The sequence below is a fragment of the Halorarius halobius genome, assembly GCF_024298865.1.
GTDB lineage: Archaea > Halobacteriota > Halobacteria > Halobacteriales > Haloarculaceae > Halorarius > Halorarius halobius.
Window position 1 is genome coordinate 1,685,027 of record NZ_CP101161.1, and the last position, 23,461, is coordinate 1,708,487.

A 23,461-nucleotide genomic window follows, 5' to 3' on the forward strand; every position below is an offset into this window, starting at 1 on the left:
AGTTTCAGGTGCAAACGTGGTTCGGGAGTTAAGTGCTCGCGGGGAATGAACTAAGTGCCGGTGGCTGGAGGTGGTGGTATGCTGAACGTCAAAGTCCGGGTGCGGTACGAGGGCGACTGGACGCACGAACTCGGGGACTTCGACGTGTTCGGCAAGTTCGTCGCGACCACGTTCCGGAACCGCCGCTACATCGGGATGGTCACGCTGGACTGTAGCGACGACGACTACGAGGCGGTCCTGGAGGTGATAGAGAGCCACGAGAACACCGACGAGGTCACGCTGATCGAGCGGTACGAGGGGTCACAGCCGGACCGCACCTCGGCGACCGTGCTGATTCGGGCCCAGTATCTCGAGTACACGCCGCTACAGCTTCTCCTGTACGAGGGGTACATCCCGTACGGCGGGTTCGGCGAACTCCGACACGGCGAGGTGAGCTACGACCTGCTTATCGAGTCGCGCGAGGACATCCGGAACATGGTCTCGCTTCTCGAGGAGTTCGGCCACGTCGAGATCGAGCGCATCTCCCAGAACTTCAGCCAGCAGATCGTCCCGAGCATCACCGAGTGGCACGACCTCTTCGAGAACATCCCCGAGCGACAGCGGCAACTGCTCAATCTCGCACTCGAGATGGGCTACTACGAACTTCCCCGGGAGGCCACCCTTCAGGAACTCGCTGACGAGGCGGGCATCGCCAAACCCACCGCGTCACAGCATCTCCGGAAGGCCGAGCGCCACCTCATGGAGTTTCTCGTGAAGTATATGAACTTGACACCGGTCGACCGGAGCCGGGACTGAGACCGTCTCCACGGATAGTTCGCGTCGGTTCGACCGACTGTTCGCCTAACTTTTTTGTAGGCGTCGCGTATCGTTCCGGTCGATGCAGGCCGTTCAGTACCGCGAGCACGGCGGTAGAGACGTCATCGAGTACGGCGAGCACCCGGAGCCGGACCCCGACAGAAACGAGGTGCTCGTCGACATCAAGGCGGGGTCGCTGAACCACGTCGACATCTGGACCCGGAAGGGGATGCCCATCATCGACCTGGCGTTCCCACACGTCCCCGGCTGTGACGGCGCGGGCGTCGTCCGCGAGGTGGGCGAAGACGTCACCCGGTTCGAGCCGGGCGACCACGTCGCCGTCTCCGCGGGCATCTCGTGTGGTGACTGCGAGTTCTGCCGGGACGGCGAGCCGACGATGTGCGTCGACTACCACCTGCTTGGCGAGCACGTCCCCGGCGTCCACTCCGAGCGTGCGGCCGTCCCCGAGCAGGGGCTGGTGCCGGTGCCCGACCACGTCGACTGGGCGACGGCCGCGGCGGCGCCGCTGGTGTTCCAGACGGCCTGGCGGATGTTGCTCGGGCGCGGCGACCTCCAGCCGACCGAGTCGGTGCTGGTGTTGGGCGCGAGCGGCGGCGTCGGCCACGCCGCCGTCCAGATAGCCGACTACGTCGGCGCGGAGGTGTACGCGACCGCCAGCACCGACGAGAAACTCGCGTACGCCGAGGAGGTCGGCGCCGACCACGTCATCAACTACGAGGCGGAGAACTTCGCGTCGGCCATCCGCGAGCAGACCGGGAAGCGGGGCGTCGACATGGTCGTCGACCACATCGGCGCGGCGACGTGGCACGACTCCATCAAGAGCCTCGCGAACGGCGGCCGGGTCGTCACCTGCGGGGCGACGACCGGCGGGCGACCGAAGACCGACCTCGACCGCATCTTCTGGAACCAGCTTTCGGTCATCGGCTCGTCGATGGGCGACCCCGGCGAGGTGGACGACGTCCTCGAACTGGTGTGGTCGGGCGACCTCGAACCCCGCATCCGGGCGGAACTGCCGATGAGCGAGACGGCACGCGCCCACGAGATGATAGAGAACCGGGAGGGGTTCGGCAAGGTCGTCACCCGGCCGGACAGCGAACTGTGAGACCAGCCGATCGGGGATAGCCCCCAGGCTCGGCTACACCGCGATGAAGACGATTGCGAGCGAGGCGAGGCCGAACCCGATGGCGTCGTAGAGCCCGAGCGACTCCCCGAGGAAGGCGATGCCGATGAGCGATGCGACGACGAAAAAGAGGGCCGTGATGGTGGTGACGACCGCGGTGTTGCCCACACGGAGACCGTGGTAGTACGCGAGCGTCCCGACGCTGACGACGACCCCCGACAGTAGCGCGTAGCCGACCCCGTTGGCCGCGAGATCCGGCGAGTCGCCGAATGCGACCACGTAGCCGAGCACCAGCGCACCCGCGGAGCCGTACGAGAGAATCAGCGTCACCTCGGGCGCGAGCGACTGGGTCGCCAGTTTCGAGAAGACGGACCAGAGCCCGTACAGCACCATCGCGAACAGCGCCAGCAGTATCGAGTTCGCTTCGACCATACGCCGAGATTGCCAGCGACTGGCATAGTCGTTGTGGACGGTCGACTGGCCGCGCGTCGACGCCGGGTCGGTTAGGGGCAAGGATTTTGGCAATCGGTGTCGATTGCTGGCCTGATGTACGATGCGGACGAACTCGAGGAGATACGCGAGTCCCGCGAGGAGTGGGCCTCGGAGACGCTCGACCCGGTGTTGGAGTCGCACGGCGAGCGGAAGGAGCGATTCGCCACCGTCTCGAACCACGAGGTCGACCGGCTGTACACGCCGGAAGACGTCGCCGACCTCGACTACGAGGAGGACCTCGGTCTGCCGGGCGAACCGCCCTACACCCGCGGTCCGTACCCGACGATGCACCGCGGGCGGACGTGGACGATGCGGCAGTTCGCGGGGTTCGGCACCGCCGAGGAGACGAACGAGCGGTTCCACTATCTCATCGACGAGGGCCAGACGGGGCTGTCGACGGCGTTCGACATGCCGTCGCTGATGGGCATCGACTCGGACCACCCGATGGCGGAAGGCGAGGTCGGCAAGGAGGGCGTGGCCGTCGACACCTTACGCGACATGGAGATACTGTTCGACGGCATCGACCTCGCCGACGTGTCGACGAGTTTCACAATCAACCCCTCGGCGCCAGTCGTCTACGCGATGTACGTCGCGCTCGCGGACAGGCAGGGCGTTCCACGCGACGAGATAAAGGGAACCCTCCAGAACGACATGCTCAAGGAGTTCATCGCACAGAAGGAGTGGGTCGTCCCGCCGGAGCCGTCGCTCGATATCGTCACGGACACCATCGAGTTCGCCGTCGAGGAGACGCCACAGGTGTATCCCGTCTCCATCTCGGGGTACCACATCCGCGAGGCCGGGTCGACGGCCGCCCAGGAGGCGGCGTTCACGCTCGCCGACGGGTTCGCCTACGTCGAGGACTGTCTCGACCGCGGGCTCGATATCGACGAGTTCGGTCCCCTGTTGTCGTTCTTCTTCAACTCCCACAACTCGCTGTTCGAGGAGGTGGCGAAGTTCCGCGCCTCCCGGCGCGTCTACTCGCGCATCATGGACGAGTGGTACGACGCCGACTCGGACGCGGCAAAGCGGCTGAAGTTCCACACGCAGACGGCGGGCCAGTCGCTGACCGCACAGCAGCCGCTCAACAACGTCGTCCGCGTGACGATTCAGGCGCTTGCGGGCGTGCTGGGCGGCACGCAGAGCCTGCACACGAACAGCTACGACGAGGCGCTGGCGCTCCCCAGCAAGGAGGCGGTGCGTGTCGCGCTTCGAACCCAGCAGATCATCGCCGAGGAGTCGGGTGCCGCCGACATCGTCGACCCGCTCGGCGGCTCCTTCGCCGTCGAGACGCTCACCGACGAGATGGAAGCCGAGATAATGGAGTACATCGAGGAGATACGGGAACTCGGTGACGGCTCGGTCCGCGACGGCGTCCTCGAAGGCATCGACCAGGGCTACTTCCACCGCGAGATTCAGGACGCCGCCTACGAGTACCAGCAACGCGTCGACGCGGGCGAGGAGACCGTCGTCGGCGTCAACGAGTACGCGATGGACGAGGACACCTCCGTCGACATCCTCGAGGTCGACGAGGAGGTCGAACAGCGCCAGCGCGAGCGTCTCCAGCAGGTCAAAGCGGAGCGCGACGACGACGCCGTCGAGGCCGCGCTCGACGACCTGGAGGCGACCATCGAGGCCGGCGAGAACGTGATGCCGGCCGTCGTCGACGCGGTGAAAGCCTACGCGACGATGGGCGAGATAATGAACGTGTTCGAGGACCAGCACGGGCGGTACCGCAACGCCGCCGCGCTGGCGAACTGATGAGCGGGGGTTCGACCGTCCGCTGTCTCGTCGCCAAGGTGGGACTCGACGGCCACGACCGCGGCGCACACGTCATCGCCCGCGCGTTCCGCGACGCCGGCTTCGAGGTCGTCTACTCGGGGCTCCACAAGTCGCCCGACGAAATCGTCACCGCGGCCGTCCAGGAAGACGTCGACGTCGTCGGCGTCTCCATCCTCTCGGGGGCACACAACACCCTCGTCCCGAAGGTCATCGACGGCCTCGAGGAGTACGACGCCCTTGACGACACGCTGGTCATCGTCGGCGGTATCGTCCCCGAGGAGGACCGCGAGGAGCTCCGCGAGCTGGGCGTCGCGGAGATATTCGGCCCCGGCGCGTCGATGGGCGAGACCATCGAGTTCGTCCGCGAGAACGTCCACGACAGATGATTCCCACCCCAGCACCGATTACCGGACGGAGTGAAGATTTATGCCACACAGCACGGAACGAACGAGCGATGTCGGCGGAGCAGTTCACGAACACATGACAGAGAAGATCGCACGCGTACTCGAACCGGAGTCGATTGCCGTCATCGGCGCATCGAACACCGAAGGAAAACGGGGGTACGACACCGTCCGCGACCTCGAGCACGGCGAGTTCGAGGGCGACGTCTACCCGGTGAACCCGAAGTACGACGAGCAGATACTGGGGCTCGACGTCTACCCGTCCGTGACCGACGTTCCGGCGGACCTCGACCTCGCGTTCATCGTCACGCCCGCGTCGACGATTCCGCCCATCTTGGAGGAGTGTGGCGACGCCGACGTGCCGGGCGCGGTCGTCCTCGCGTCGGGGTTCAGCGAGGCCGACGAGGCCGACCTCGAACGGGAGGTGGTCGAGACGGCCGTCGACAACGACGTGTACGTGCTGGGGCCGAACTCGCAGGGGTTCGCCAACGGCGCCGACCTCAACCTCATGGGCGGCTACCACGTCCCCGACGGGACCGTCGCCCACGTCACCCAGAGCGGCGACGTGGCGCTGATGCTCTCCTCGGAGGCGGCGGCCACCGGGTCGAACGGGTTCAGTTTCAACGTCGACATCGGTAACGAGGCGAACCTCCAGTTCCACCAGTATCTCCCGATGCTCGACGCTCACGAGGGGACCGACGCCATCGCGCTGTACGCCGAGGGGATGGCCGACGGCCGGCAGTTCCTCCGGACGGCCCGCGACATCGTTCCCGAGACGCCGGTCGTGTTGCTCAAGGGCGGCCGGACGGACGCCGGCAAGCAGTCGGCCGCCTCCCACACGGGGTCGATAGCGGGCAACGCCGACGTCGTGGAGGCGGCCTACCGGCAGGCGGGCGTCGTGAGCGTCGACAGCACCGAGCACGTGGTGCCCGTGGCGACGACGCTGGCGAACCTCTCGCCGCCGGACGGCAACCGCGTCGCGGTGCTGTCCGACAGCGGCGGCCACGCGACGCTTGCTGCCGACGCCATCGCCCGGACCGACGAACTCGAGCTTGCGGACCTCTCGTCCGAGACGGAGACCCGCCTGCAGGAGGCGGTGCCGGTCGCGCCGAACGTCGCCAACCCGGTCGACATCGTCGGTATCCAGGGCGACAGCGGCGACCTCTCTATCTACCACACCACCGCCGAAATCCTCGTCGAGGACCCGAACGTCGACCTGTTGCTCGTTGCCGGGACGCTCGGCGGCTACGACGAGTACGGGCCGGAACTCGGCGACAACAACGAGGTCGATGTCGCCCGACGGGTCGCCCGCCTCGACGAGGAGTACGACACGCCGCTGGTCGTCCAGAGCATGTACGGGAAGCAGGGCTCCGCGGCGCTGGATGCCGTCGAGGAGGAGGGCGTGCCGGCGCTCGGGTCGGTCGACACGGCCGTGGAGTGTCTCGCCTCGCTTGCCGCCTACGGGCGGCATCTCCGGACTGCCGACGAGAAGACCGACTTCACGTTCGACCGCGGTGGCGACCAGCGCCACGAGGTGGTCGCGGCGGCACGCGAGGCGGGCCGCACCCAGCTTTCGGAGTGGGAGTCAAAGCGCCTGCTGGAGTCCCATGACCTGCCGGTCGTCCCGACCGAACTGGCGGCGTCGCCGGACGAGGCCGCCGCCGCCGCCGACTCGTTCGACGACCGCGTGGCGATGAAGGTCGCGTCGCCGGAGATCGTCCACAAGACGGACGTCGGCGGCGTCGCGCTCGACGTCGACCCCGTGGACGCCCGCGCGACGTACGAGGAGCTAGTCGAGACGGCGGCGAGCCACCGGCCCGACGCGGAGATTCCGGGCGTGCTCGTCTCGCCGATGCTCGACGACGGGGTGGAACTCATCGTCGGCGTCGTCGACGACGAGGAGACGGGGCCGGCTATCATGGTCGGACTCGGCGGCATCTTCGTCGAGGCGCTGGAGGACGTGAGCTTCCGGTCGCTCCCGGTGACCGAGTTCGAGGCTCGCGAGATGCTCGACGACCTCGCGGCCAGCGACGTGCTCGACGGGATGCGCGGCCGCCCGGCGGTCGACCGCGACGCCGTCGTCGACCTGCTGTGTGGCGTCTCCGATCTCGTGGCGGCGACGCCGGGAATCGACGAACTCGATTTGAACCCCGTGGTCGCCACCGAGTCGGGCGTCAGCGCCGTCGACGCGAGCGTCACGCTCGCCGACGAGCCGTAACCCCCGGCAGTAGGTTTAAGCGACAGTGCGTGCAGGCGAACGCATGGGCGACGACGTAGTCAGCGTCAGCGTCGATGACGACCGCGTTCGCATCACGTTCGACGACCCTGAGACGTACAACGCGATTCCGCTTGCAGGATACGAGACGATAACCCGGACCATCGAGGGGCTCGCGGACGACCCGCCCTCGGTGGTCACGATACGGGGTGAAGGAGGCCACTTCTCGGCCGGCGGGGCGATGGGCGAGGTGTCCGAGTTGGTCGAGTCGAAGCCGCTCGAAATCGTGGAGCTGTACGAGGCGTACCACGCGTGTCTCGAGGCGCTGGAGTCGCTGGACGCGCCGATAGTCGCCGCACTCGAGGGGTACTGTCTCGGCGGCGGGCTGGAACTCGCGCTGGCGTGTGACGTCATCGTCGCCACGAGGGAGGCGCAACTGGGCCACCCCGAGACCGACCACGGGCTGATTCCGGACATCGGGGGGCCGCTGAAGCTCCCGGGCATCATCGGCGAGGGGATGACGAAGTATCTCGTGATGACCGGGCGGTTCATCGACGGCGAGCGGGCCCACGAACTGGGGCTCGTCCACGAACTCGCGGAGCCCGGCGAGCCGTTCGAGGAGCTGGTCGCCGGCATCGAGGCGGACCTCGCTGACCGGCCGACGTACGCCGTGGGGCTCGCCAAACGGCAGGTCCACTCGGTCAGACCGCCGAACCTCGACCGCGCGATGGAGCAGAGCGTCCACTACCAGATTGCCCTCTACGAGGAAGAAGAGACGGTGCGGCGCCTCCAGGAGTTCGCCGACTGACGCCGTCCCGCGCCGACGCCGTGCGGGTCCGCCGCACGATTTGTCATAAATGCTGTACCATATTCGGGCGAACCGTATTTCCCTACCTCCGCCAACTGGCGGCCGTCAGCATGAGCGTGGACGTAGCACAACGGTACTTCGAACTGATGGATGACCCGGACGCCGGCACCGACGAGGTGCTCGAGTTGTTCGCCGACGACGCCGTGTTCCGGTCCCCCCGGAAGGGCATCATCCGCGGGAAGGACGACCTCGAGGCGTTCTACGAGGCGAACGGCGAGTTCTTCGAGGGCGGCGCCCACGAGATGCGCGAGTTCCACGAGGACGGCGACACCGTCGTCTGTGAGGGGACGCTGTGGGGTGGAACGGCGGCGGGCAAGTCGTTCGAGGACGTCGGTCTCGTCGACATCATGCAGTTCGACGACGAGGGGAACATCGAGGAGTTCCGCGCGTACCTCGATTACGCCGCAATCCTGACCGACGTGTACGACGAAGCACCCGCCTACAGAGGCGAGTAGCGATGGACCCGACGAACGAGGTCGGGGTGGCGGAGGGGACGAGCGACGAGACCGGACAGGTCGTGTATCTCCACGGCCCCGACGACCTCGAACTCCGCGAACATCCGGTTCCGGAGCCGGAACCGGGTGCCGTCGTCGCCGAGATAGAGACGACGAACGTCTGTGGCTCCGACATCCACATCGCGGAGGGGCGGCTCGGCGACCCGTTCCTCGACATGGTGCTCGGCCACGAGGCCGTCTGCCGCATCACCGACCTCGGCGAGGGGGTCACGACCGACAACGCCGGCAACCCGGTCGAACCCGGGGACCTGGTGGCGCCCGTCTACTACCGCACCTGCAACAGTTGCTACACCTGCGCGCAGGGGGAACACTACAACTGCCTGAACTCCTACTCGCACAAGACGAAGGCGCTCGAGGAGTTCCCCCACTTCCACGGCACGTACGGCACCCACTACTACATCCACCCGGACCAGCACTTCTACACGGTGCCCGAGGAACTCGAGTCCGTCCCGGAGGTGGCGGCGGCCGCGAACTGCGCGCTCTCACAGGTGATGTTTGGACTCGACAAGGCGGGAATCGAGTACGGCGACACGGTGGTCGTGCAGGGGGCGGGCGGCCTGGGGCTGAACGCGCTCGCGTACGCCAACGAACGGGGTGCCGAGACCATCGCCATCGAGGGGGCCGAGAGCCGCCTCGCTCGCGCCGAACAGTTCGGTGCCGACCACCTCGTCGACATGACCGAGCACACGAGCGTCGCGGAGCGTATCGACCGCGTCGAGGCGTTGACCGACGGCCGCGGCGCCGACGTCGGCGTCGAAGTCGCGGGCGTGCCGGAGGCGTTCAGCGAGGGCGTCCAACTGCTCCGTGACGGCGGCCGCTACGTGGAGATGGGCAACATCAACCCGGGGAGCGACATCGAGTTCGACCCCGGTATCATCACCCGCAACTCCATCGAGGTGCACGCGCTCGTCCAGTACGACCCCCACTATCTGGAGAAGGCGCTCGGCTTCCTCGCGGAGACCATCGACACGTACCCGTACACCGACCTGCTCGACGCGGAGTACGACCTCACGGACGCCGAGTCGGCGCTGGAACACTCCGCGAGCCGCGACGTCACGCGGGCCTCGCTCGTGCCGAACCCGTAACCGGGCGCGACACCGCACGGTACGAACGTCGGTTCCGCCGGCGTCTCCACCGGTCGCCCGTTCGGCGACCCCGTGGCGATATCTGGCGGACCTGAGACGTTCCGGAACTGTTCGAGAATCCGTACGCTGGTCGCGGATGACACCACGCCCGTGGCGTTCCTTCGACCGACCAGCGCGTTGCTGAGGCCGGTCGGTACCCGGTGTCGTCGGCCGGTGGCTACTGTACGGCGTTCGCGGTTTCTCTCGGCGTCCGTAGCCGACCGTGCCCGATTCCGAACGGACCGCAGACGCGCCAGCGCGGACGGCTGGCGTACGGGTCTCACGGAACGTGCCGCCAGCGTCGACACACGTGGACGTGCGAGATGGGTTCGAGACTCGACGACAGGGAGGAGCCTCTCGGCACGCCCCGAGTCCCGCGGCCCCCGCTTTCGAGTCGACGCCGCCGGGGTAACCGACGGTTCGCCGCGTCTTATATATGGTTGCACATATTCAACCGTAGCTTGATAGCTTCGTCTCGTCAGAGGTTCACTGGCATGGAGTATACGACGCTGGGCGAGACGGGGATGGAGGTCAGCCGCCTCTGTCTCGGCTGTATGAGTTTCGGGTCGAGCGACTGGCGCGAGTGGGTGCTCGACGAGGCCGAGAGCATCGAGATCATCGAGCGGGCCATCGACCTGGGCATCAACTTCTTCGACAACGCGAACATGTACTCGCTCGGCGAGAGCGAGCGCGTGCTCGGGAACGCGCTCGAGGGGTACCGCGACCGGAGCGTGGTGTCGACGAAATGTTACTACGAGATGGACCCGGAGAACCCCCACTCGCAGGGGCTCTCACGGAAGACCATCGAGCAGGAACTCGACGCCTCGCTCGACCGCCTGGGGATGGACACGGTCGACCTCTTTTTCGCCCATCGGTGGGACGACGACACGCCCATCGAGGTGGCACTCAACGCGATGGACGACGCCGTCCGGCGCGGGAAGGCCCGGTATCTCGGCGCCTCCTCGATGTGGGCCCACCAGTTCGCCGAGGCGCTCCACACCAGCGAGCGGAACGGCTACGACCGGTTCGAGGTGATGCAGAACCACTACAACCTCCTGTACCGGGAGGAGGAACGCGAGATGCTCCCGCTGTGTGACCGCAAGGACGTGGCGGTGATGACGTACAGTCCGCTCGCCCGCGGGAACCTCGCGGTGCCGTTCGACGAGTACGAGACCACACAGCGGGGCGCGACCGACGACTGGGCCCACCAGTACCCGTATCGGGAGGGCGGCGGCGAGACCATCGTCCGCCGCGTCGAGGAACTGGCCGACGAGAAGGACGCGACGATGGCACAGATTTCGCTGGCGTGGTTACTCTCCCAGGAGGTCGTGACCGTCCCCATCATCGGCGTCGACTCCATCGAACACCTCGAACAGGCCGTCGCCGCGCTCGACATCGACCTCTCGGACAGCGACGTGGCGTGGCTGGAGGAGCCGTACGAACCGCTCCCGGTCGCCGGCCACTCGTAGCCCGGCGGTCCGGGCCGCGCGACCCCCTCCGCGGGCACGCTCACGGTTCGACCACGAGTTTGCCGAGGAACTCGCCGTCCGTGAACCGCCGCTGGGCGGCGGGCAGTTCGGCGAGGTCGAACGTCTCGGCCAGCACGGGGTCGAGCGCTCCGGTTTCGACGTATCCGAGTACGTCCCGGAACTCGCTTCGGGTCCACATCGACGACCCGACGACGGAGCGGTGCTCCAGATACAGCGGCCTGAGGTCGATGTCCACGACGGGCCCGGCGACGGCACCCGCGACGACGTGGCGGCCGCCCGGTCGGAGACGTTCCAGTAGCGGCCGGAACAGGTCGCCGCCGACGACGTCGGCCACGGCGTCGACGGCGCCGACTCGCGACTCGACACCGTCGACGACCGGCTCCTCGTCGCGGCGAACGACGTGGTCGGCGCCCAACTCGCGGACGCCGTCGGCGTGGGGACTGCTCGTGACGGCGACGACCGTCGCGTCCCGCCGCCGGGCCAGTTGGACGAGGCCGGTCCCGACGCCGCCGGACGCGCCGGTGACGAGTAGCGTGTCGCCGGTTGCGACGCCGCCGCGGTTCAACATCCGCTCGGCGGTCGCGTACGCGGTCGGGACGGCGGCGAGTTCGGCGTCCGTGCGGTCGCTCTCGACCCGGTGGGCGTTCGCGGCGGGGACCGTCACGTACTCCGCGAACCCGCCGTCGCGTTCGCTCCCCAGGAACGCGGCGTCGGACAGCGCCCGGAACTCGTCGTCGCCGTCGCCGGGGAGCGCGGGGTCGACCACGACGCGGTCGCCGAGACGCTCCGCGTCGACGCGGTCGCCGACCTCGACGACGGTTCCACAGACGTCCGCCCCCTGCACGAGCGGGAACTGGACGTCGCCGCTCCAGCCGCCGTCCCCGCCGTCGTAGGCGGCCTCTCGCGTCCAGACGTCGGTGTTGTTCAGTCCACACGCGGCTACGTCCACGAGCAGTTCGTTCGGAGCCGGCTCCGGAACCGGGACGTCCGTCCGGTAGTCGAGCGCGTCGACGTCGCCGTGCTCGGTGAGCAGGACCGCCGCCATCGTTTCGGAGGCCATACGGAGTCGACCGTGCACCGGCCCTAATAGCTGGCGTCCCGCCGAAGCCCCCGAGTGGTGCCCGGTCTCCCGGACGCGGGGCGGGCGCTTCGCCCTCACCGGCCAACCGCACAGTTGTCACACCGGGTCACCGTCGTCCCCGCGGAACTCGTGGTTTTTTCGGCCCGATACGTTCCCTATTTGTCGTTTCGTCACCACCCCTACTTCAACCGACGACCATGTTTCTCGACACCTTTTTATTACGTCAGTATGAGGCTACTTGTGGTTCGTCATGGTAGATAATGGCACGCGACGCGACCTGCTCAAGAAGGGCGGCACCCTCCTCGGAGGGGGAGCACTCGCGTCGGTCGCAGGATGCACAGGTCTCACCGGCGGCGGCGGTGGGAAGGTCAAGGTCAGTTCGAAGCGGTACACGGAACAGAAGATCCTCGGCTACATGGCCATCGAGGCGCTCCGGGAGAACACCGACCTCACTATCGTCGACGAGACGGGGCTGGGTGGCTCCCAGCAGAACTTCCAGGCGCTCAAGGCCGACGAGGTCGACATGTACTGGGAGTATACGGGGACGGCCTGGTACACCATCCCCCCGCAACACGATGAGCCGGTCGGCAACCCGAAGGAGCTGTATCAGGAGGTGAAATCCGAGTTCGACAGCGAGTACGGCATGAACTACCTCAACCGGGCGCCGTTCAACAACACGTTCGTTCTGATGGCGAACCCGGAGTGGGCAAAGGAGACGGGCGTGAAGACGCTCTCGGGGCTCGCGGAGTACATCAACTCCGGGAACACGGACTTCCAGATCGTCCTCACCACGGAGTACCTCGACCGGCCCGACGGCTGGGAGGGGACGGCCAAACATTACGGGTTCAAGGACAAACTCGGCGACCTCGAGGACAACATCAAGCAGACGGGCATCGGGCTCACCTACCAGATCCTCGGGAAGGGCGAGGCCGACGTCGGACTCGGCTACAACACCAACCCGCAGATCCTCAAGTGGGACCTCCGGGTGCTGGACGACGACGAGCAGTTCTTCCCCATCTACAACCCCGCGCCGCTGGTGAACCAGAACACGTTCGAGTCGCACGGCGAGACCATCGCCGAGCCGCTCAACGAGATCGGCCCGACGCTCGACACCGAGACCATTCGCGGGCTGAACCGGGAGGTGTCCATCAACGACGGCGCACCCCAGCAGGTCGCGCGTGACTACCTGAAAGAGCAGGGAATCATCTGAACCGATGCCCCCGAGCACCGCTCTCCAAGCGACGGCCGACCTGTCACCGATGGTCATCGACGGCTATCTGCAGTTCCTGAACAGGTACGGGAGCGACCTGGTCAAGCTGACGGTCGAACACCTGCAGATCACCGCGTACACGATAGCAATCGCCGTCCCGCTGGGCGTACTGGTCGGCGTGTTCATCACGTTCTTCGAGCGACTGGCCCCGCCGGTGCTCTGGGTGGCAAGCATCATGCAGACGGTGCCGAGCATCGCGCTGTTCGGCATTCTCATCCCCTTCCTGGGGATCGGGACGCCCCCCGTGGTCGTGGCGCTCGTCCTCTACTCGCAGTTGCCCATCATCCGGAACACGTACATCGGCATCACCGAAATCGACCCCTCGGCGGTCGAGGCCGGCGAGGGACTCGGGATGTCGACCGTCCAGCGGATGCGACGCATCCAGCTTCCGATGGCGATGCCGGTCATCATGGCCGGGGTCCGCAACGCCGTCGTCATGCTCATCGGCATCGCGGCTATCGGTGCGTTCATCGGTGCCGGCGGCCTCGGTGACTTCCTCTTCCAGGGAATCCGGAAGCGCGACGTGGAGATGATCGTCGTGACGACGGCTGTGCTCTCGGCTCTGGCCCTCGCCATCGACTACGGGTTCGCCGTGAGCGAGCAGTTGCTCCGCATCCGGAACGGTGAGGAGATAGAACCCGGACGACCGACCAAGTTCCTTCAGAAGGTGTTAGCATGATAGAATTCGACAACGTCACGAAACAGTATCCCGACGGAACGGTCGCAATCGAAGGCATCTCCTTCGAGGTCGAGGCCGGGACGACGACCGTGTTGGTCGGTCCCTCCGGTTGCGGGAAGACGACGACGATGAAGCTCGTCAACCGACTGGAAGACCCGACCGAGGGGACCGTCTACTACGACGGCACCGACATCGAACAGCAGGACGAGATCGAACTCCGACGCGACATCGGCTACGTCATCCAGGAGATCGGCCTGTTCAACCACATGACGGTCCGCGACAACGTCGCCACCGTCCCCGACCTGCGGGGCTGGGACGACGACCGGATCGACGAGCGCGTCGACGAACTGCTCGAACTGATGGACCTCCCCCCGGAGACGTACCGGTCGCAGTACCCCAGCGAGCTGTCGGGCGGCCAGCGCCAGCGCGTCGGTATCGCCCGGGCGCTGGCGGCCGAACCGGACGTGATGCTGATGGACGAGCCGTTCGGTGCGCTCGACCCCATCACACGCGAGAGCCTGCAAGACGAGTTCCTGGAGATTCAGGAGCACATCAACACGACGATAATCTTCGTCACCCACGACATCAACGAGGCGCTGAAGATGGGCGACAAGATCGCCATCTACAACGTCGGCGAGATCGTCCAGTACGGCACGCCCGAGGAGATACTGCAGTCGCCCGCAAACGAGTTCGTCGAGGACTTCATCGGCGCCGACCGCGCACTCAAACAACTCCAGGTGCTCCACGTCGAGGACGTCATGGAGGAGTCGGGGCCCGCGGAGGCCACGGTGCGCGACGACGGGCGCGTCGACCTGCCGTCGACGAACGGGCAGGGCATCGAGCCGATATCGGCGTCGGTGTCGACCCAGGTCGCGCTCTCGCAGATGATACAGCACGACGTCGACGTGTTGCCGGTCGGTGACGCCGGCCAGGTCGACGGCTGGATCACCCGCGAGGGCATCCACCGCGCGACCCAGATGGACGACGGGGTGACGAACTGATGGGACTGTTCGCCGAGTCCATCAACTACCTGCTTTCCCACCAGGGAGACTTCATCACGCTCCTGCGTGAACATCTGGTCATGGTGGTCGTCGCCGAACTGGCGGCCATCCTGGTCGCCATCCCGCTGGCGATAGCTGCGACCCAGCACCCACAGGCGAAACGGCTCGTGATGGGGTTCGGGAACCTCGCCCAGACGATTCCGACGCTGGGCGTCATCGCCATCGTGTTCCCGCTTCTGGGCATCGGCTTTGCACCCTCGGTGTTCGGCATCTGGCTGTACGCGCTGTTCCCCATCATCACGAACACCATCACCGGCATCGAGGACGTCGACGACGACATCCTCGAGGCCGCCAAGGGGATGGGGATGACGAAGCGCGAACAGCTACAGAAGGTCGAACTCCCGCTTGCCCTGCCGGTCATCTTCGGCGGCATCCGGACCAGTTCGGTGCTCAACGTCGGCACCGCCTACCTCGCGTTCTTCATCGGGGGCGGCGGCCTCGGCGTCTGGGTGGTGAGCGGCATCACGCAGTTCGACAACCCGAAGATACTGGCGGGGGCGATTCCGGGCGCCCTGCTCGCCATCACGGCCGACCGGCTGTTCGGCGCCATCGAGAAACGACTCAGCGAGAACATGGGCGTGCAGGCGGACGCGGCGACCGCCTGACGCGGCTCCAGAACTCCCTGTCGACCCCACCCACACACCGAACACCCCCACACGACACGACCATGCCAGTCGAATCCATCCTGATCGCAGTTGGCACAGACGTTTCACGACAAGCGGCGCTGGCGGAGGCGGCGGTCGCCGTCGCCGCCCCGGCGGACGCGGCGGTCGAGTTGGTCCACGTCTACTCCCGCGAGGAGTACGAGACGGTGACCGAGGAACTGAACTACGACACCGAGACGCCGCCCTCGCCCGACGACCTGGCCGACCGGCACCGCGGGTTGCGCGACGCCGTCGACGTGCTCGACGGGGCCGAGGTCGCGTACGACACCCACGGCGTCGTCGGCGACTACGCCGAGAAGGTCGTCTCGATGGCGACCGACCTCGACGTCGACCGGGTGTACATCGGCGGCCGCGAGCGGTCGCCGGCCGGGAAAGCGCTGTTCGGAAGCACCAGCCAGGACGTCCTGATGAACGCGCCGTGTCCGGTCACCTACGTCCGCCACGGCGTCGCCGCCTCGGACTGACCCGCTCGTCGGCTCAGCTCCGTCGGCGTCAACTCCCTGCGATGGCATCCTGGTGCCCGCCGAGCGGCGGCGCGCAATATATAAATGGCTCACCATGTTCACCACAACCCCGATGGGGGTTTTGGGCCTGCTGTTCTCCCATGGCACCCTCGATAGCGTCGACCTACGACCTCTTCATCGACGGCGAGACGGTTCCGGCCGAGTCGGGCGAGCGGTTCGAGACCGTCGACCCAGCGACCGAGCGGCCCATCGCTACCGTCGCCAGGGGGGACGCCCCCGACGTCGACAGCGCGGTTGCCGCGGCCGACGCCGCGCTCGACGACTGGCGGTCGATGGCGCCCCAGGAGCGCGGGCGTCGCCTGAACGCGCTCGCGGAGGCGATTCGCGACCAGTCGGACCTGCTTGCACACCTCGAAACGGCGGACAACGGGAAGCCGATTTCGCACGCAGAGGCGGACGTGGAGACCTGTGCCCGCTACTTCGAGTACTACGCCGGCGTCGCGGACAAGGTCCACGGCGACAGCATCCCGCTGACCGACGAGTACGTCGACTACACGGTGCGGGAACCGCTGGGCGTCACCGCCCAGATCATCCCCTGGAACCTCCCGACCAACATCTTCGGGCGGAGCGTCGCGCCGGCGCTGGCGACGGGCAACGTCGCGGTCGTCAAACCCGCCGAGCAGACGCCGTTGACTGCCGTCGAAATCGCCCGGATTGCCTCGGAGGTCGGCATTCCCGACGGCGTGCTCAACGTCGTGCCGGGGTTCGGCGGCGAGGCCGGCGCTCGCCTCTCTGCTCACCCGGACGTCGACGGCGTGAGCTTCACCGGGTCGGTGCCGACCGGTATCGAGGTCGGCAAGACGGCCGTCGAGAACGTCACCAACGTCCACCTCGAACTCGGGGGCAAGAGCCCCAACGTCGTCTACCCCGACGCCGACATCGAATCCGCGGTCGAGAGCACGATGACCGGCATCTTCGCCAACGCGGGCCAGGTCTGCTCGGCCGGGTCGCGGCTCCTGTTGCACGAGGCGATCAGCGACGAGTTCCTCGACGAACTCGCTACGCAGGTCGAGGCGATGAGCGTCGGCCCCGGCGAGGGGGACGCGGACATGGGCCCGCTCGTCTCCGAGGAGCAGTTCGAGAAGGTGACGAACTACCTCGACGTCGGCCGTGCGGAGGCCGGCGAACCGTTCATCGGTGGGGACGTCCTCGACCGGGACGGCTACTTCGTCGAGCCGACCGTCTTCACCGGCGTCGACAACGACATGCGCATCGCTCGAGAGGAGATATTCGGCCCCGTCCTCTCGGTCATCGAGTTCAGCGACGAGCAGGAGGCCATCGAGATAGCCAACGACACCGACTACGGGCTGGTCGCGGGTATCCACACCCAGAACATGGGCCGCGCTCACCGCTTCGCTCGCGACGTGCAGGCGGGCCAGGTGTACATCAACGAGTGGTTCGCCGGCGGCGAGGAGACGCCGTTCGGCGGCTACAAGCAGTCCGGCTTCGGTCGCGAGAAGGGACTCGCCGCCGTCGACGCCTACACACAGGTCAAGAACGTCTGTGCGAACATCTCCCCCGAGACGTAACTGGGCCCCGCGCCCCGGCTGACGTGTCTGAGGGATAGATATAGTTGTAAAATAACGTTCCCGGTGGAACTCGCGACTGATGGCCGACTGCGTCCGCCAGTCGTGCGTGCATCCGAGTATCGGCGTTACGCAAACCAATCGATAGAGAGTCCATAAATCACGTTTATTCGGTCAATTCGGCCTTCGACCCCGGTGTCGGTCACGGGCTTCCAGCCACTCGACACGTCGCACACCCGCAACGCCGGTAAAACACACATCTTGTAACAGCCGCTCCGGTCCACCGCCACCGATTCGTCCGCGAGCTATCGTGAATATTCGGACGAAATTAGCCATACAGTCCGTAAAAAGCCAAGAATGCCCTGCTTGTGAGCTCTCGCTCTACCATACCACTCGTCGGCTTACCGCGGCCAATAGTGCAATTTTCACTATCTGTCTATTTACAATGAATTCTATCAACGTGGCCGCCTGACGCGGCCGTGTGTACTCCGTCCGAGGCTGGAGCAGGTGGAGACGACGTGGTGTCCTCAGGCCGTGGGGTGCATCCGGGTCGACCAGCGGGTCGCCGCTCCTCGGTACCCCTGGTACCCATGTCCGATGGGCCGAGCACGTACTCACGGCTCCCCCCGTCGTCGCCATGGTCTCGTTGTCTGAGGCCGTCAAACCGCGCCTGCCGGCGAGCAAGAAGGTTCTTGGGGCGGTGCTGACAACCGACGGGTGATGCCCTCCTTCACGCGACGTGGCGCCCTCGGGGCGCTGGCCGGGACAGCCGCCAGCCTGGCCGGCTGTTCGGCCCTCGGCGACCGCTCGAACTCGCTCGAGTACCGCTGGCAGACGGGAATCTCGGAGTCGACGCCGGTCGTCGGGACGGCGGCCGGCCCGCTGGTCGGCTCCCGGAGCCCGTTCGACGACCGGCCGCTCGTCGCCGGCCTCGACGCCGCGACCGGCGACGTGACGTGGTCTATCAGCGTCTCGAAGGGACGGAAATCCCCCATCGGCGTCGGCGACGGGCGCGCGTACGCCTTCTCGAAAGCGGAGACGGCTCTCGCAGTCGACGCCGAGACGGGCGAGACCGTCTGGGAGCGGTCGCTCGACCGTATCGACGCCGCGGACCCGGGCGTCGTCCAGTTCGCGCCCGTCCCCTTCGGCGACCGGGTCGTCCTGCCGATTTCGGGGACCGAGGACGACGTGCCCGACCGCCTGGAGTTCCTCGGCCGCGAGGGCGGCGAGCGGCTCGCGACTCACGAACTCGATGCGTCGCTCGCCGGAGCGCCCGCCGTGGCCGGCGACCGACTCGTCACGCCGACGCTCGACGGCCGCCTGCACGGGGTCGACCGCGAGGCGACCGCCGACTGGAGCCGCGAAGTGGGCGCGGCGATGCCCGCCGTCGCCGGCCGGTCGGGGACGGCGTACGCGACCAGCGGCACCGAGCGCCTGCTCGCGGTCGACGCCGCGACCGGCGAGGTGGTGTGGCGCGGTCGGCTCCGCAACACCGGGTTCGCGCCGCCGCTGGTGACCGACGACCGGGTGTACGTCGGCGGCGCCGACTACGTCCTCCGGGCGTTCGACCGCGCGAGCGGCGAGCAGATGTGGCAGGACGGCCTCGACAACGCCGTCACCCACGGGCCGATGCGCGTCGGCGACCGGCTGGTGACGCTCGTGGGCGGCGACGTCCGCGTCCGCGGGGCGAGCGGCACCGTCCCGTTCAGCCCGACGGAACTGTACGTCCACGCGCTCGACGGGACGCGCCTGCGGTCGATTTCGCTCCGAGAGAGCCTGGAGGACGTGAACGTCCGCTGGGCGAGCACCGCGAACGGGGGCCTGTATCTCGGGGGGACGTTCGAGGTCGTCCGCCTCGCCTCGGAGGTGGTCGCGGATGCGTGACCGGCGTTCGAACGCGACCGACGGCGGACTCACGCGCCGGCAGGCGCTCGGGGCGCTGGCGTCGGCCGGCACCGTCGCCGTCGCGGGCTGTAACGTCGGGCCGCTGGGCGGTGGCGTCGACCCCCTGTGGGAGCAGACGCTGTCGGACGCCAGCGGGACGGCGCCGCCGGCGGCGACCGACAGCCACGTCCTCGTCGGCACGCAGGACCGCTCGGCGTACGCCCTGGACGTCGAGAGCGGTGAGCGCGCGTTCGACGTGACGACCGGCGGGCCGATAGAGACCCGGCCCGCGGTGCCGGAGTCGGGCGGCCCGTACCACGTCCACAGCACCGACGGCGACCTCTATGCGGTGTCGGCGGCCGGCGAGCGCCTCTGGCACGAGGAGGGGACACACCGCCGGGCGAGCATCGGCCGGACCGGCTCGCTTCTGGTCGACGTGGACTGGCACACGGAGACGGTCCGCGGGCTGGACGCCGCCTCGGGCGCGACGCGGTTCGAGCGGACCGCCCGGGTGTACCCGTTCCCGGCGCTGACCGAGTCGACGGCGCTGTTCCCCGTCTCGACCGGCGACGAACGGTACCGGCTGACGGCGTTCGACGCGGCCGACGGCACGGTCCGGTGGGCGACCGACCCGGATTCGACGCCGCCGTACTACGCGGTCACCGGCGAGCTCGTCGTGACGGTCTCCGAGGCGGGCGTGCGTGCCCGACACCTCGACGACGGCTCGGTCCGCTGGGAGACGACGCTCGACAGAGACGTCTACTCGTACTTCGGTCGCCCCATCTGGTTCGGGCGTGACGTCTATCTCCAGACCGACCGCGACGACGAGCCGGACGAACTGGTCGCGCTCGACCGCGCGGACGGCACCGTCCGGTGGTCGCGGTCGGCCGGCTACGAACTCGAAGACGTGGCCGCGACCGACGAGGCCGTCTACGTCGCGAGTTCGGTCAACGACCCCGACGGCGGTATCCTCGTCCGCGTCGACGCGTTCGGCCCGGACGGCGACCGCCGGTGGCGGACGACGACCGACCTCCAGATTGGCGGGACGGTCGCGTCGTTCGGCCGGGTGGGCGACGTCGTGTTCGCCGCAAGCGACCGCGCCGTGACGGCGCTCGACTCCGCCAGTGGGGAGCGCCGCTGGCGCTACGACCCCGAGGGCCGCCTCCACGTCCGGGCGGCCGGCGACGCGCTGTTCGCGACCGCCCGCGACGGCGGGCGGGTCGCGCGGCTTCCCGTGGAGTGAGCGACGACCGGGTCCGAGAAACCGTGGGCCCGGTGACCGCCGTCATCGGACGAGATTCACTTAAACGGCCCCACGACTGAGAGTGTGGCTTTGCCGTCTCCGGCCCGAACCGTAGGTGCATGCAGACGACACAGTCGACCGACGGTATCGACGTCACGTACGAACGCCACGGGGAGGGTCAGCCGCTCGTGTTGCTCCACGGCGGGATGGCCCCCCGGGCGTACTGGACGCCGGTCGTCCCGCACCTCGACGAGTACGCGGCGGTCGTCCCCCAGCGGCCGGGGTTCGGCACCTGTCTCGACGACCCGGCTGAGACGAGCCACGAGGAGATACTGGCCCGCGAGTGTGCGTACGTCGCGGCGCTTTCCGACGCCGTCGACGGCGACCCGGTGCTGTTCGGCCACTCGTTCGGCGGGTTGACCGCCATCGAGGCCGCGACCGACGCCGACGTCGCGGCCGTCGTCGCCTACGAGCCGGCAGTCCTGCCGGAGCCCTACCGAGAGGAGGCGGACCTCGCCGACCGGATGGCGCGGCTCGTCGAGGCGGGCGACCGCGAGACGGCGGTGAAACGCTACGTCGAGCAGGTGCTCCACCCCGACGGCATCGAGGACCTCGACGCGTGGCTGGCCGAGTGGCCGGTCTGGCCCGACTGCGTCGACCTCGCGGAGGAGGTCGTCCGCATGAACCGCGCGGTCGAAGCGTACCGACTGCCCGACCGTTTGGACGTCGACGTTCCCGCGCTCGTGATGACCGGCACCGACGGTCCGTGGTTCCTCCGCGAGAGCGCCCGCGACGTGCACGCGGCACTGCCCCACAGCCGCCTCGTCGAGTTCGACGGCGTGAGCCACAGCGGCCCGGGCGAGGCGCCCGAACGGGTCGCCGCCGAGATGGACGCGTTCGCCCGCCGCTGGTCGACCGCCGACTGACGCCGAGCGCCGGCGGCCACGCTCACGTCTCTGGAGCGAGGGTGGCTTTGCCAGTCGTCGGAGCCTCCGCGGACTCTCCGGCGCGGCCCGTCCAGTCGTCGCGCTCAGATGCCGCCGCCGAACGCTATCATGTACAGCAACACGACGAGCCCCTGCGTGATGGCGATGACGACGAACACGGCGATGTGGAACCCGAACAGGTCGTGTTCCTCGTCGTCTTTCGCCGCCTCGTAGGCGTCCCGTTCGGCGTCGGTCATGCGGTCGCCGTGCCGTTCGCCGACGTGGAGCGCGTGGGCCCGCTCGCCGCGGAACGGGCGCTCGCAGTACGGACAGACGTGTGGCGTCTCGTCGGTCGGGACGTGGGTGTCGGGCTGGATACTCATGTGTAGGGGGGTTGGGTGAACGGCTGGGCGACGACCCAGAGGCTGACCGTCGTGTAGGCCATCATCACGACGACGAACGGGTACTGGCTCCGGATGGGTGCGAGCACGCCGGGGAACAGCCGGAACCCGAACGAGTGGGCGACCCACAGCGCCAGCAGGTGGCCCAGCAGGACGAACGCCAGCGCGAGCAGGCCGAACCAGCCGGGCAGGACGAGCACGACGGGGTTCGCCGTCGGCGTGAACGGACTCGCCAGCGCCGCCCCGAGCACCGGCAACAGCGTGAGCAGGTAGTCCAGATAGTGGGCGAGGTGGTAGCCGGCGGCGATGGGCAGAAGCGATGGCGCGAACCAGCGGCCGATGAACCCGCCGGTGACGTACGTGTCGGCGGTGTCGCGTGCCTTGCCGGCGGCGAGCCGGTAGCCGCCGAGGAACAGCCCGAACCCGCCGGCCATCGCGGTGACGTACGCCGCGAGCGGCGGCACGCCGACGCCGACGACGACGCGGACGGCGTCGGCCCACGCCGTCGTGGTGACGAGCCCGTCGAACGTCGTCGCCCACAGCAGGGCGACGACGAACGGCACCTCGCCGGGGCGGTCCGGGAGCCGCACGTCGCTCAGCGCCGCCACCGGGAGCCGGAGCGCCAGCCCGTCGTCGGTCCGCTGGACCGGAGCCAGTTGACCGTACAGGTGGAACACGCGGGCGACGGGGTCGACCTGCTCGAACCACGCGTCGACGCCGAAGGTGGCCGCGCCGACGACCGTGACCAGCGTGTACGCGACGATCAGCGTCGCCAGCAGTTGCGGGTCCTCCGCCAGCGGCGTGACCACCTCGACCAGCACGAGACCGAGCAGGCCGACGACGGCGGGCCAGGCGCCCAGCCGCTCGGGGTACGCCCGCGTCCCGGGCGTCGGCACCAGGGCGGCGAGCGTCCGCCACGGGTTCACGACCGGCCAGCTGTTGCCGACCAGATACACCGACATCGTGTAGCCGGCCCACCAGCCGCTCCAGACGACGAGGATGGCGAGGTTCGACAGCGGCTCCTGGGGGCCGACGTAGCCCGTGGCGACGACGAGCAGGAGGACGACGACGCCGGCGAGACGGCCCGCCCGGACGCTGGCGTCGCGGACCGCGGGGAGCGACGGGAGCCGTGTCCCGACGTCGTTGATGCGCCGGATGCGCTCGTGGTCGGTCATGAAGCTGGTGAACAGGAAGGAGACGCCCACCAGCAGGCCGCCGGTGCCGATGGAGAGCCACGAGGGTACGGTGCCGCCCTCGATACTGCCGCTCAGGCCGCCGACATGAAGCGGGATGCCGGCGAACCACAGCGAAGCGAGCAGTCCGAGCGCCAGCGCGGCGAATGATATCATCGGGTGAGCGACCGTCCACGCGGTCCATTCCC

General features: G+C 68.0%; 22 protein-coding genes. 18 read left to right on the top strand and 4 right to left on the bottom strand.

Annotation, left to right across the window (positions count from 1 at the left end; all coding sequences use genetic code 11):
• The first annotated feature begins 78 nt into the window (after positions 1–78).
• Both NL112_RS08715 and NL112_RS08720 read left to right on the top strand, forming a co-directional pair.
• Positions 79–795, top strand: a complete 717-nt coding sequence (locus tag NL112_RS08715; protein ID WP_255152320.1) for a helix-turn-helix domain-containing protein — start codon at positions 79–81, stop codon at positions 793–795.
• Positions 796–877: 82 nt separating this feature from the next.
• Positions 878–1,918, top strand: a complete 1,041-nt coding sequence (locus NL112_RS08720) for a zinc-binding dehydrogenase (protein WP_255152321.1) — start codon at positions 878–880, stop codon at positions 1,916–1,918.
• A 33-nt stretch (positions 1,919–1,951) separates the two neighbouring features.
• On the opposite strand, the gene NL112_RS08725 is transcribed toward NL112_RS08720, so the two are convergent.
• A complete protein-coding gene (locus NL112_RS08725) occupies positions 1,952–2,368 on the bottom strand; it encodes an EamA family transporter (RefSeq protein WP_255152323.1) in 417 nt (138 codons plus the stop codon).
• A gap of 114 nt (positions 2,369–2,482) precedes the next feature.
• Between NL112_RS08725 and NL112_RS08730 the strand changes: the two genes are divergently transcribed.
• The 7 genes from NL112_RS08730 to NL112_RS08760 all read left to right on the top strand — a co-directional run bounded on the left by NL112_RS08730 (position 2,483) and on the right by NL112_RS08760 (position 10,799).
• Positions 2,483–4,186, top strand: a complete 1,704-nt coding sequence (locus tag NL112_RS08730) for an acyl-CoA mutase large subunit family protein (RefSeq protein ID WP_255152324.1) — start codon at positions 2,483–2,485, stop codon at positions 4,184–4,186.
• Positions 4,186–4,593: a cobalamin B12-binding domain-containing protein gene (locus NL112_RS08735; protein WP_255152325.1), complete on the top strand. Its 408-nt coding sequence runs from the start codon at positions 4,186–4,188 to the stop codon at positions 4,591–4,593. The genes NL112_RS08730 and NL112_RS08735 overlap by 1 nt, the downstream gene beginning before the upstream one ends.
• 94 nt (positions 4,594–4,687) lie before the next feature.
• Positions 4,688–6,826: an acetate--CoA ligase family protein gene (locus tag NL112_RS08740; protein ID WP_255152326.1), complete on the top strand. Its 2,139-nt coding sequence runs from the start codon at positions 4,688–4,690 to the stop codon at positions 6,824–6,826.
• A 43-nt stretch (positions 6,827–6,869) separates the two neighbouring features.
• Complete coding sequence (locus tag NL112_RS08745; RefSeq protein WP_255152327.1) at positions 6,870–7,631, top strand: enoyl-CoA hydratase/isomerase family protein; 762 nt, start codon at positions 6,870–6,872, stop codon at positions 7,629–7,631.
• Positions 7,632–7,741: 110 nt separating this feature from the next.
• Entirely contained in the window at positions 7,742–8,146 is a 405-nt protein-coding gene (locus NL112_RS08750; RefSeq protein ID WP_255152328.1) for a nuclear transport factor 2 family protein, read from the top strand.
• A gap of 2 nt (positions 8,147–8,148) precedes the next feature.
• Positions 8,149–9,291, top strand: coding sequence for a zinc-binding dehydrogenase (locus NL112_RS08755; protein WP_255152329.1), 1,143 nt, complete (start codon positions 8,149–8,151; stop codon positions 9,289–9,291).
• A 533-nt stretch (positions 9,292–9,824) separates the two neighbouring features.
• Positions 9,825–10,799, top strand: a complete 975-nt coding sequence (locus NL112_RS08760) for an aldo/keto reductase (RefSeq protein WP_255152330.1) — start codon at positions 9,825–9,827, stop codon at positions 10,797–10,799.
• 40 nt (positions 10,800–10,839) lie between these two features.
• Here the strand turns inward: NL112_RS08760 and NL112_RS08765 are convergent, their stop codons facing one another.
• On the bottom strand, positions 10,840–11,880 hold the full coding sequence (locus NL112_RS08765) for a zinc-binding dehydrogenase (protein ID WP_255152331.1): 1,041 nt from the start codon (positions 11,878–11,880) through the stop codon (positions 10,840–10,842).
• Between the two features lie 271 nt (positions 11,881–12,151).
• Between NL112_RS08765 and NL112_RS08770 the strand changes: the two genes are divergently transcribed.
• From NL112_RS08770 to NL112_RS08810, 9 genes are all read left to right on the top strand, one after another.
• Positions 12,152–13,111, top strand: coding sequence for a glycine betaine ABC transporter substrate-binding protein (locus NL112_RS08770; protein WP_255152332.1), 960 nt, complete (start codon positions 12,152–12,154; stop codon positions 13,109–13,111).
• A gap of 4 nt (positions 13,112–13,115) precedes the next feature.
• Complete coding sequence (locus NL112_RS08775) at positions 13,116–13,850, top strand: ABC transporter permease (RefSeq protein WP_255152333.1); 735 nt, start codon at positions 13,116–13,118, stop codon at positions 13,848–13,850.
• A complete protein-coding gene (locus NL112_RS08780) occupies positions 13,847–14,851 on the top strand; it encodes an ABC transporter ATP-binding protein (protein WP_255152334.1) in 1,005 nt (334 codons plus the stop codon). The genes NL112_RS08775 and NL112_RS08780 overlap by 4 nt, the downstream gene beginning before the upstream one ends.
• Positions 14,851–15,516, top strand: a complete 666-nt coding sequence (locus tag NL112_RS08785) for an ABC transporter permease (RefSeq protein WP_255152335.1) — start codon at positions 14,851–14,853, stop codon at positions 15,514–15,516. Before NL112_RS08780 ends, NL112_RS08785 begins: the two co-directional genes overlap by 1 nt.
• A 62-nt stretch (positions 15,517–15,578) precedes the next feature.
• On the top strand, positions 15,579–16,040 hold the full coding sequence (locus NL112_RS08790) for a universal stress protein (protein WP_255152337.1): 462 nt from the start codon (positions 15,579–15,581) through the stop codon (positions 16,038–16,040).
• A gap of 140 nt (positions 16,041–16,180) precedes the next feature.
• Complete coding sequence (locus NL112_RS08795; RefSeq protein WP_255152338.1) at positions 16,181–17,629, top strand: aldehyde dehydrogenase family protein; 1,449 nt, start codon at positions 16,181–16,183, stop codon at positions 17,627–17,629.
• A 717-nt stretch (positions 17,630–18,346) separates the two neighbouring features.
• Positions 18,347–19,510 carry an outer membrane protein assembly factor BamB family protein gene (locus tag NL112_RS08800; protein WP_255152339.1) on the top strand — a complete coding sequence of 388 codons (1,164 nt, stop codon included), beginning with the start codon at positions 18,347–18,349 and terminating at the stop codon, positions 19,508–19,510.
• Entirely contained in the window at positions 19,503–20,753 is a 1,251-nt protein-coding gene (locus NL112_RS08805) for an outer membrane protein assembly factor BamB family protein (protein ID WP_255152340.1), read from the top strand. Before NL112_RS08800 ends, NL112_RS08805 begins: the two co-directional genes overlap by 8 nt.
• A gap of 119 nt (positions 20,754–20,872) precedes the next feature.
• Positions 20,873–21,679, top strand: coding sequence for an alpha/beta fold hydrolase (locus tag NL112_RS08810; protein WP_255152342.1), 807 nt, complete (start codon positions 20,873–20,875; stop codon positions 21,677–21,679).
• A 104-nt stretch (positions 21,680–21,783) separates the two neighbouring features.
• Here NL112_RS08810 and NL112_RS08815 read toward each other — a convergent pair whose 3' ends face one another.
• Positions 21,784–22,062, bottom strand: a complete 279-nt coding sequence (locus tag NL112_RS08815; protein WP_255152343.1) for a DUF7410 domain-containing protein — start codon at positions 22,060–22,062, stop codon at positions 21,784–21,786.
• A complete protein-coding gene (locus NL112_RS08820) occupies positions 22,059–23,429 on the bottom strand; it encodes a hypothetical protein (protein ID WP_255152345.1) in 1,371 nt (456 codons plus the stop codon). Before NL112_RS08820 ends, NL112_RS08815 begins: the two co-directional genes overlap by 4 nt.
• Positions 23,430–23,461: the final 32 nt, after the last annotated feature.

What these genes read in the sequence shown, in the direction of transcription:
- NL112_RS08715 (WP_255152320.1), top strand. Translation starts at nt 79, where the DNA reads ATGCTGAACGTCAAAGTCCGGGTGCGGTACGAGGGCGACTGGACGCAC.
- NL112_RS08720 (WP_255152321.1), top strand. Translation starts at nt 878, where the DNA reads ATGCAGGCCGTTCAGTACCGCGAGCACGGCGGTAGAGACGTCATCGAG.
- NL112_RS08725 (WP_255152323.1), bottom strand. Translation starts at nt 2,368, where the DNA reads ATGGTCGAAGCGAACTCGATACTGCTGGCGCTGTTCGCGATGGTGCTG.
- NL112_RS08730 (WP_255152324.1), top strand. Translation starts at nt 2,483, where the DNA reads ATGTACGATGCGGACGAACTCGAGGAGATACGCGAGTCCCGCGAGGAG.
- NL112_RS08735 (WP_255152325.1), top strand. Translation starts at nt 4,186, where the DNA reads ATGAGCGGGGGTTCGACCGTCCGCTGTCTCGTCGCCAAGGTGGGACTC.
- NL112_RS08740 (WP_255152326.1), top strand. Translation starts at nt 4,688, where the DNA reads ATGACAGAGAAGATCGCACGCGTACTCGAACCGGAGTCGATTGCCGTC.
- NL112_RS08745 (WP_255152327.1), top strand. Translation starts at nt 6,870, where the DNA reads ATGGGCGACGACGTAGTCAGCGTCAGCGTCGATGACGACCGCGTTCGC.
- NL112_RS08750 (WP_255152328.1), top strand. Translation starts at nt 7,742, where the DNA reads ATGAGCGTGGACGTAGCACAACGGTACTTCGAACTGATGGATGACCCG.
- NL112_RS08755 (WP_255152329.1), top strand. Translation starts at nt 8,149, where the DNA reads ATGGACCCGACGAACGAGGTCGGGGTGGCGGAGGGGACGAGCGACGAG.
- NL112_RS08760 (WP_255152330.1), top strand. Translation starts at nt 9,825, where the DNA reads ATGGAGTATACGACGCTGGGCGAGACGGGGATGGAGGTCAGCCGCCTC.
- NL112_RS08765 (WP_255152331.1), bottom strand. Translation starts at nt 11,880, where the DNA reads ATGGCCTCCGAAACGATGGCGGCGGTCCTGCTCACCGAGCACGGCGAC.
- NL112_RS08770 (WP_255152332.1), top strand. Translation starts at nt 12,152, where the DNA reads ATGGTAGATAATGGCACGCGACGCGACCTGCTCAAGAAGGGCGGCACC.
- NL112_RS08775 (WP_255152333.1), top strand. Translation starts at nt 13,116, where the DNA reads ATGCCCCCGAGCACCGCTCTCCAAGCGACGGCCGACCTGTCACCGATG.
- NL112_RS08780 (WP_255152334.1), top strand. Translation starts at nt 13,847, where the DNA reads ATGATAGAATTCGACAACGTCACGAAACAGTATCCCGACGGAACGGTC.
- NL112_RS08785 (WP_255152335.1), top strand. Translation starts at nt 14,851, where the DNA reads ATGGGACTGTTCGCCGAGTCCATCAACTACCTGCTTTCCCACCAGGGA.
- NL112_RS08790 (WP_255152337.1), top strand. Translation starts at nt 15,579, where the DNA reads ATGCCAGTCGAATCCATCCTGATCGCAGTTGGCACAGACGTTTCACGA.
- NL112_RS08795 (WP_255152338.1), top strand. Translation starts at nt 16,181, where the DNA reads ATGGCACCCTCGATAGCGTCGACCTACGACCTCTTCATCGACGGCGAG.
- NL112_RS08800 (WP_255152339.1), top strand. Translation starts at nt 18,347, where the DNA reads ATGCCCTCCTTCACGCGACGTGGCGCCCTCGGGGCGCTGGCCGGGACA.
- NL112_RS08805 (WP_255152340.1), top strand. Translation starts at nt 19,503, where the DNA reads ATGCGTGACCGGCGTTCGAACGCGACCGACGGCGGACTCACGCGCCGG.
- NL112_RS08810 (WP_255152342.1), top strand. Translation starts at nt 20,873, where the DNA reads ATGCAGACGACACAGTCGACCGACGGTATCGACGTCACGTACGAACGC.
- NL112_RS08815 (WP_255152343.1), bottom strand. Translation starts at nt 22,062, where the DNA reads ATGAGTATCCAGCCCGACACCCACGTCCCGACCGACGAGACGCCACAC.
- NL112_RS08820 (WP_255152345.1), bottom strand. Translation starts at nt 23,429, where the DNA reads ATGATATCATTCGCCGCGCTGGCGCTCGGACTGCTCGCTTCGCTGTGG.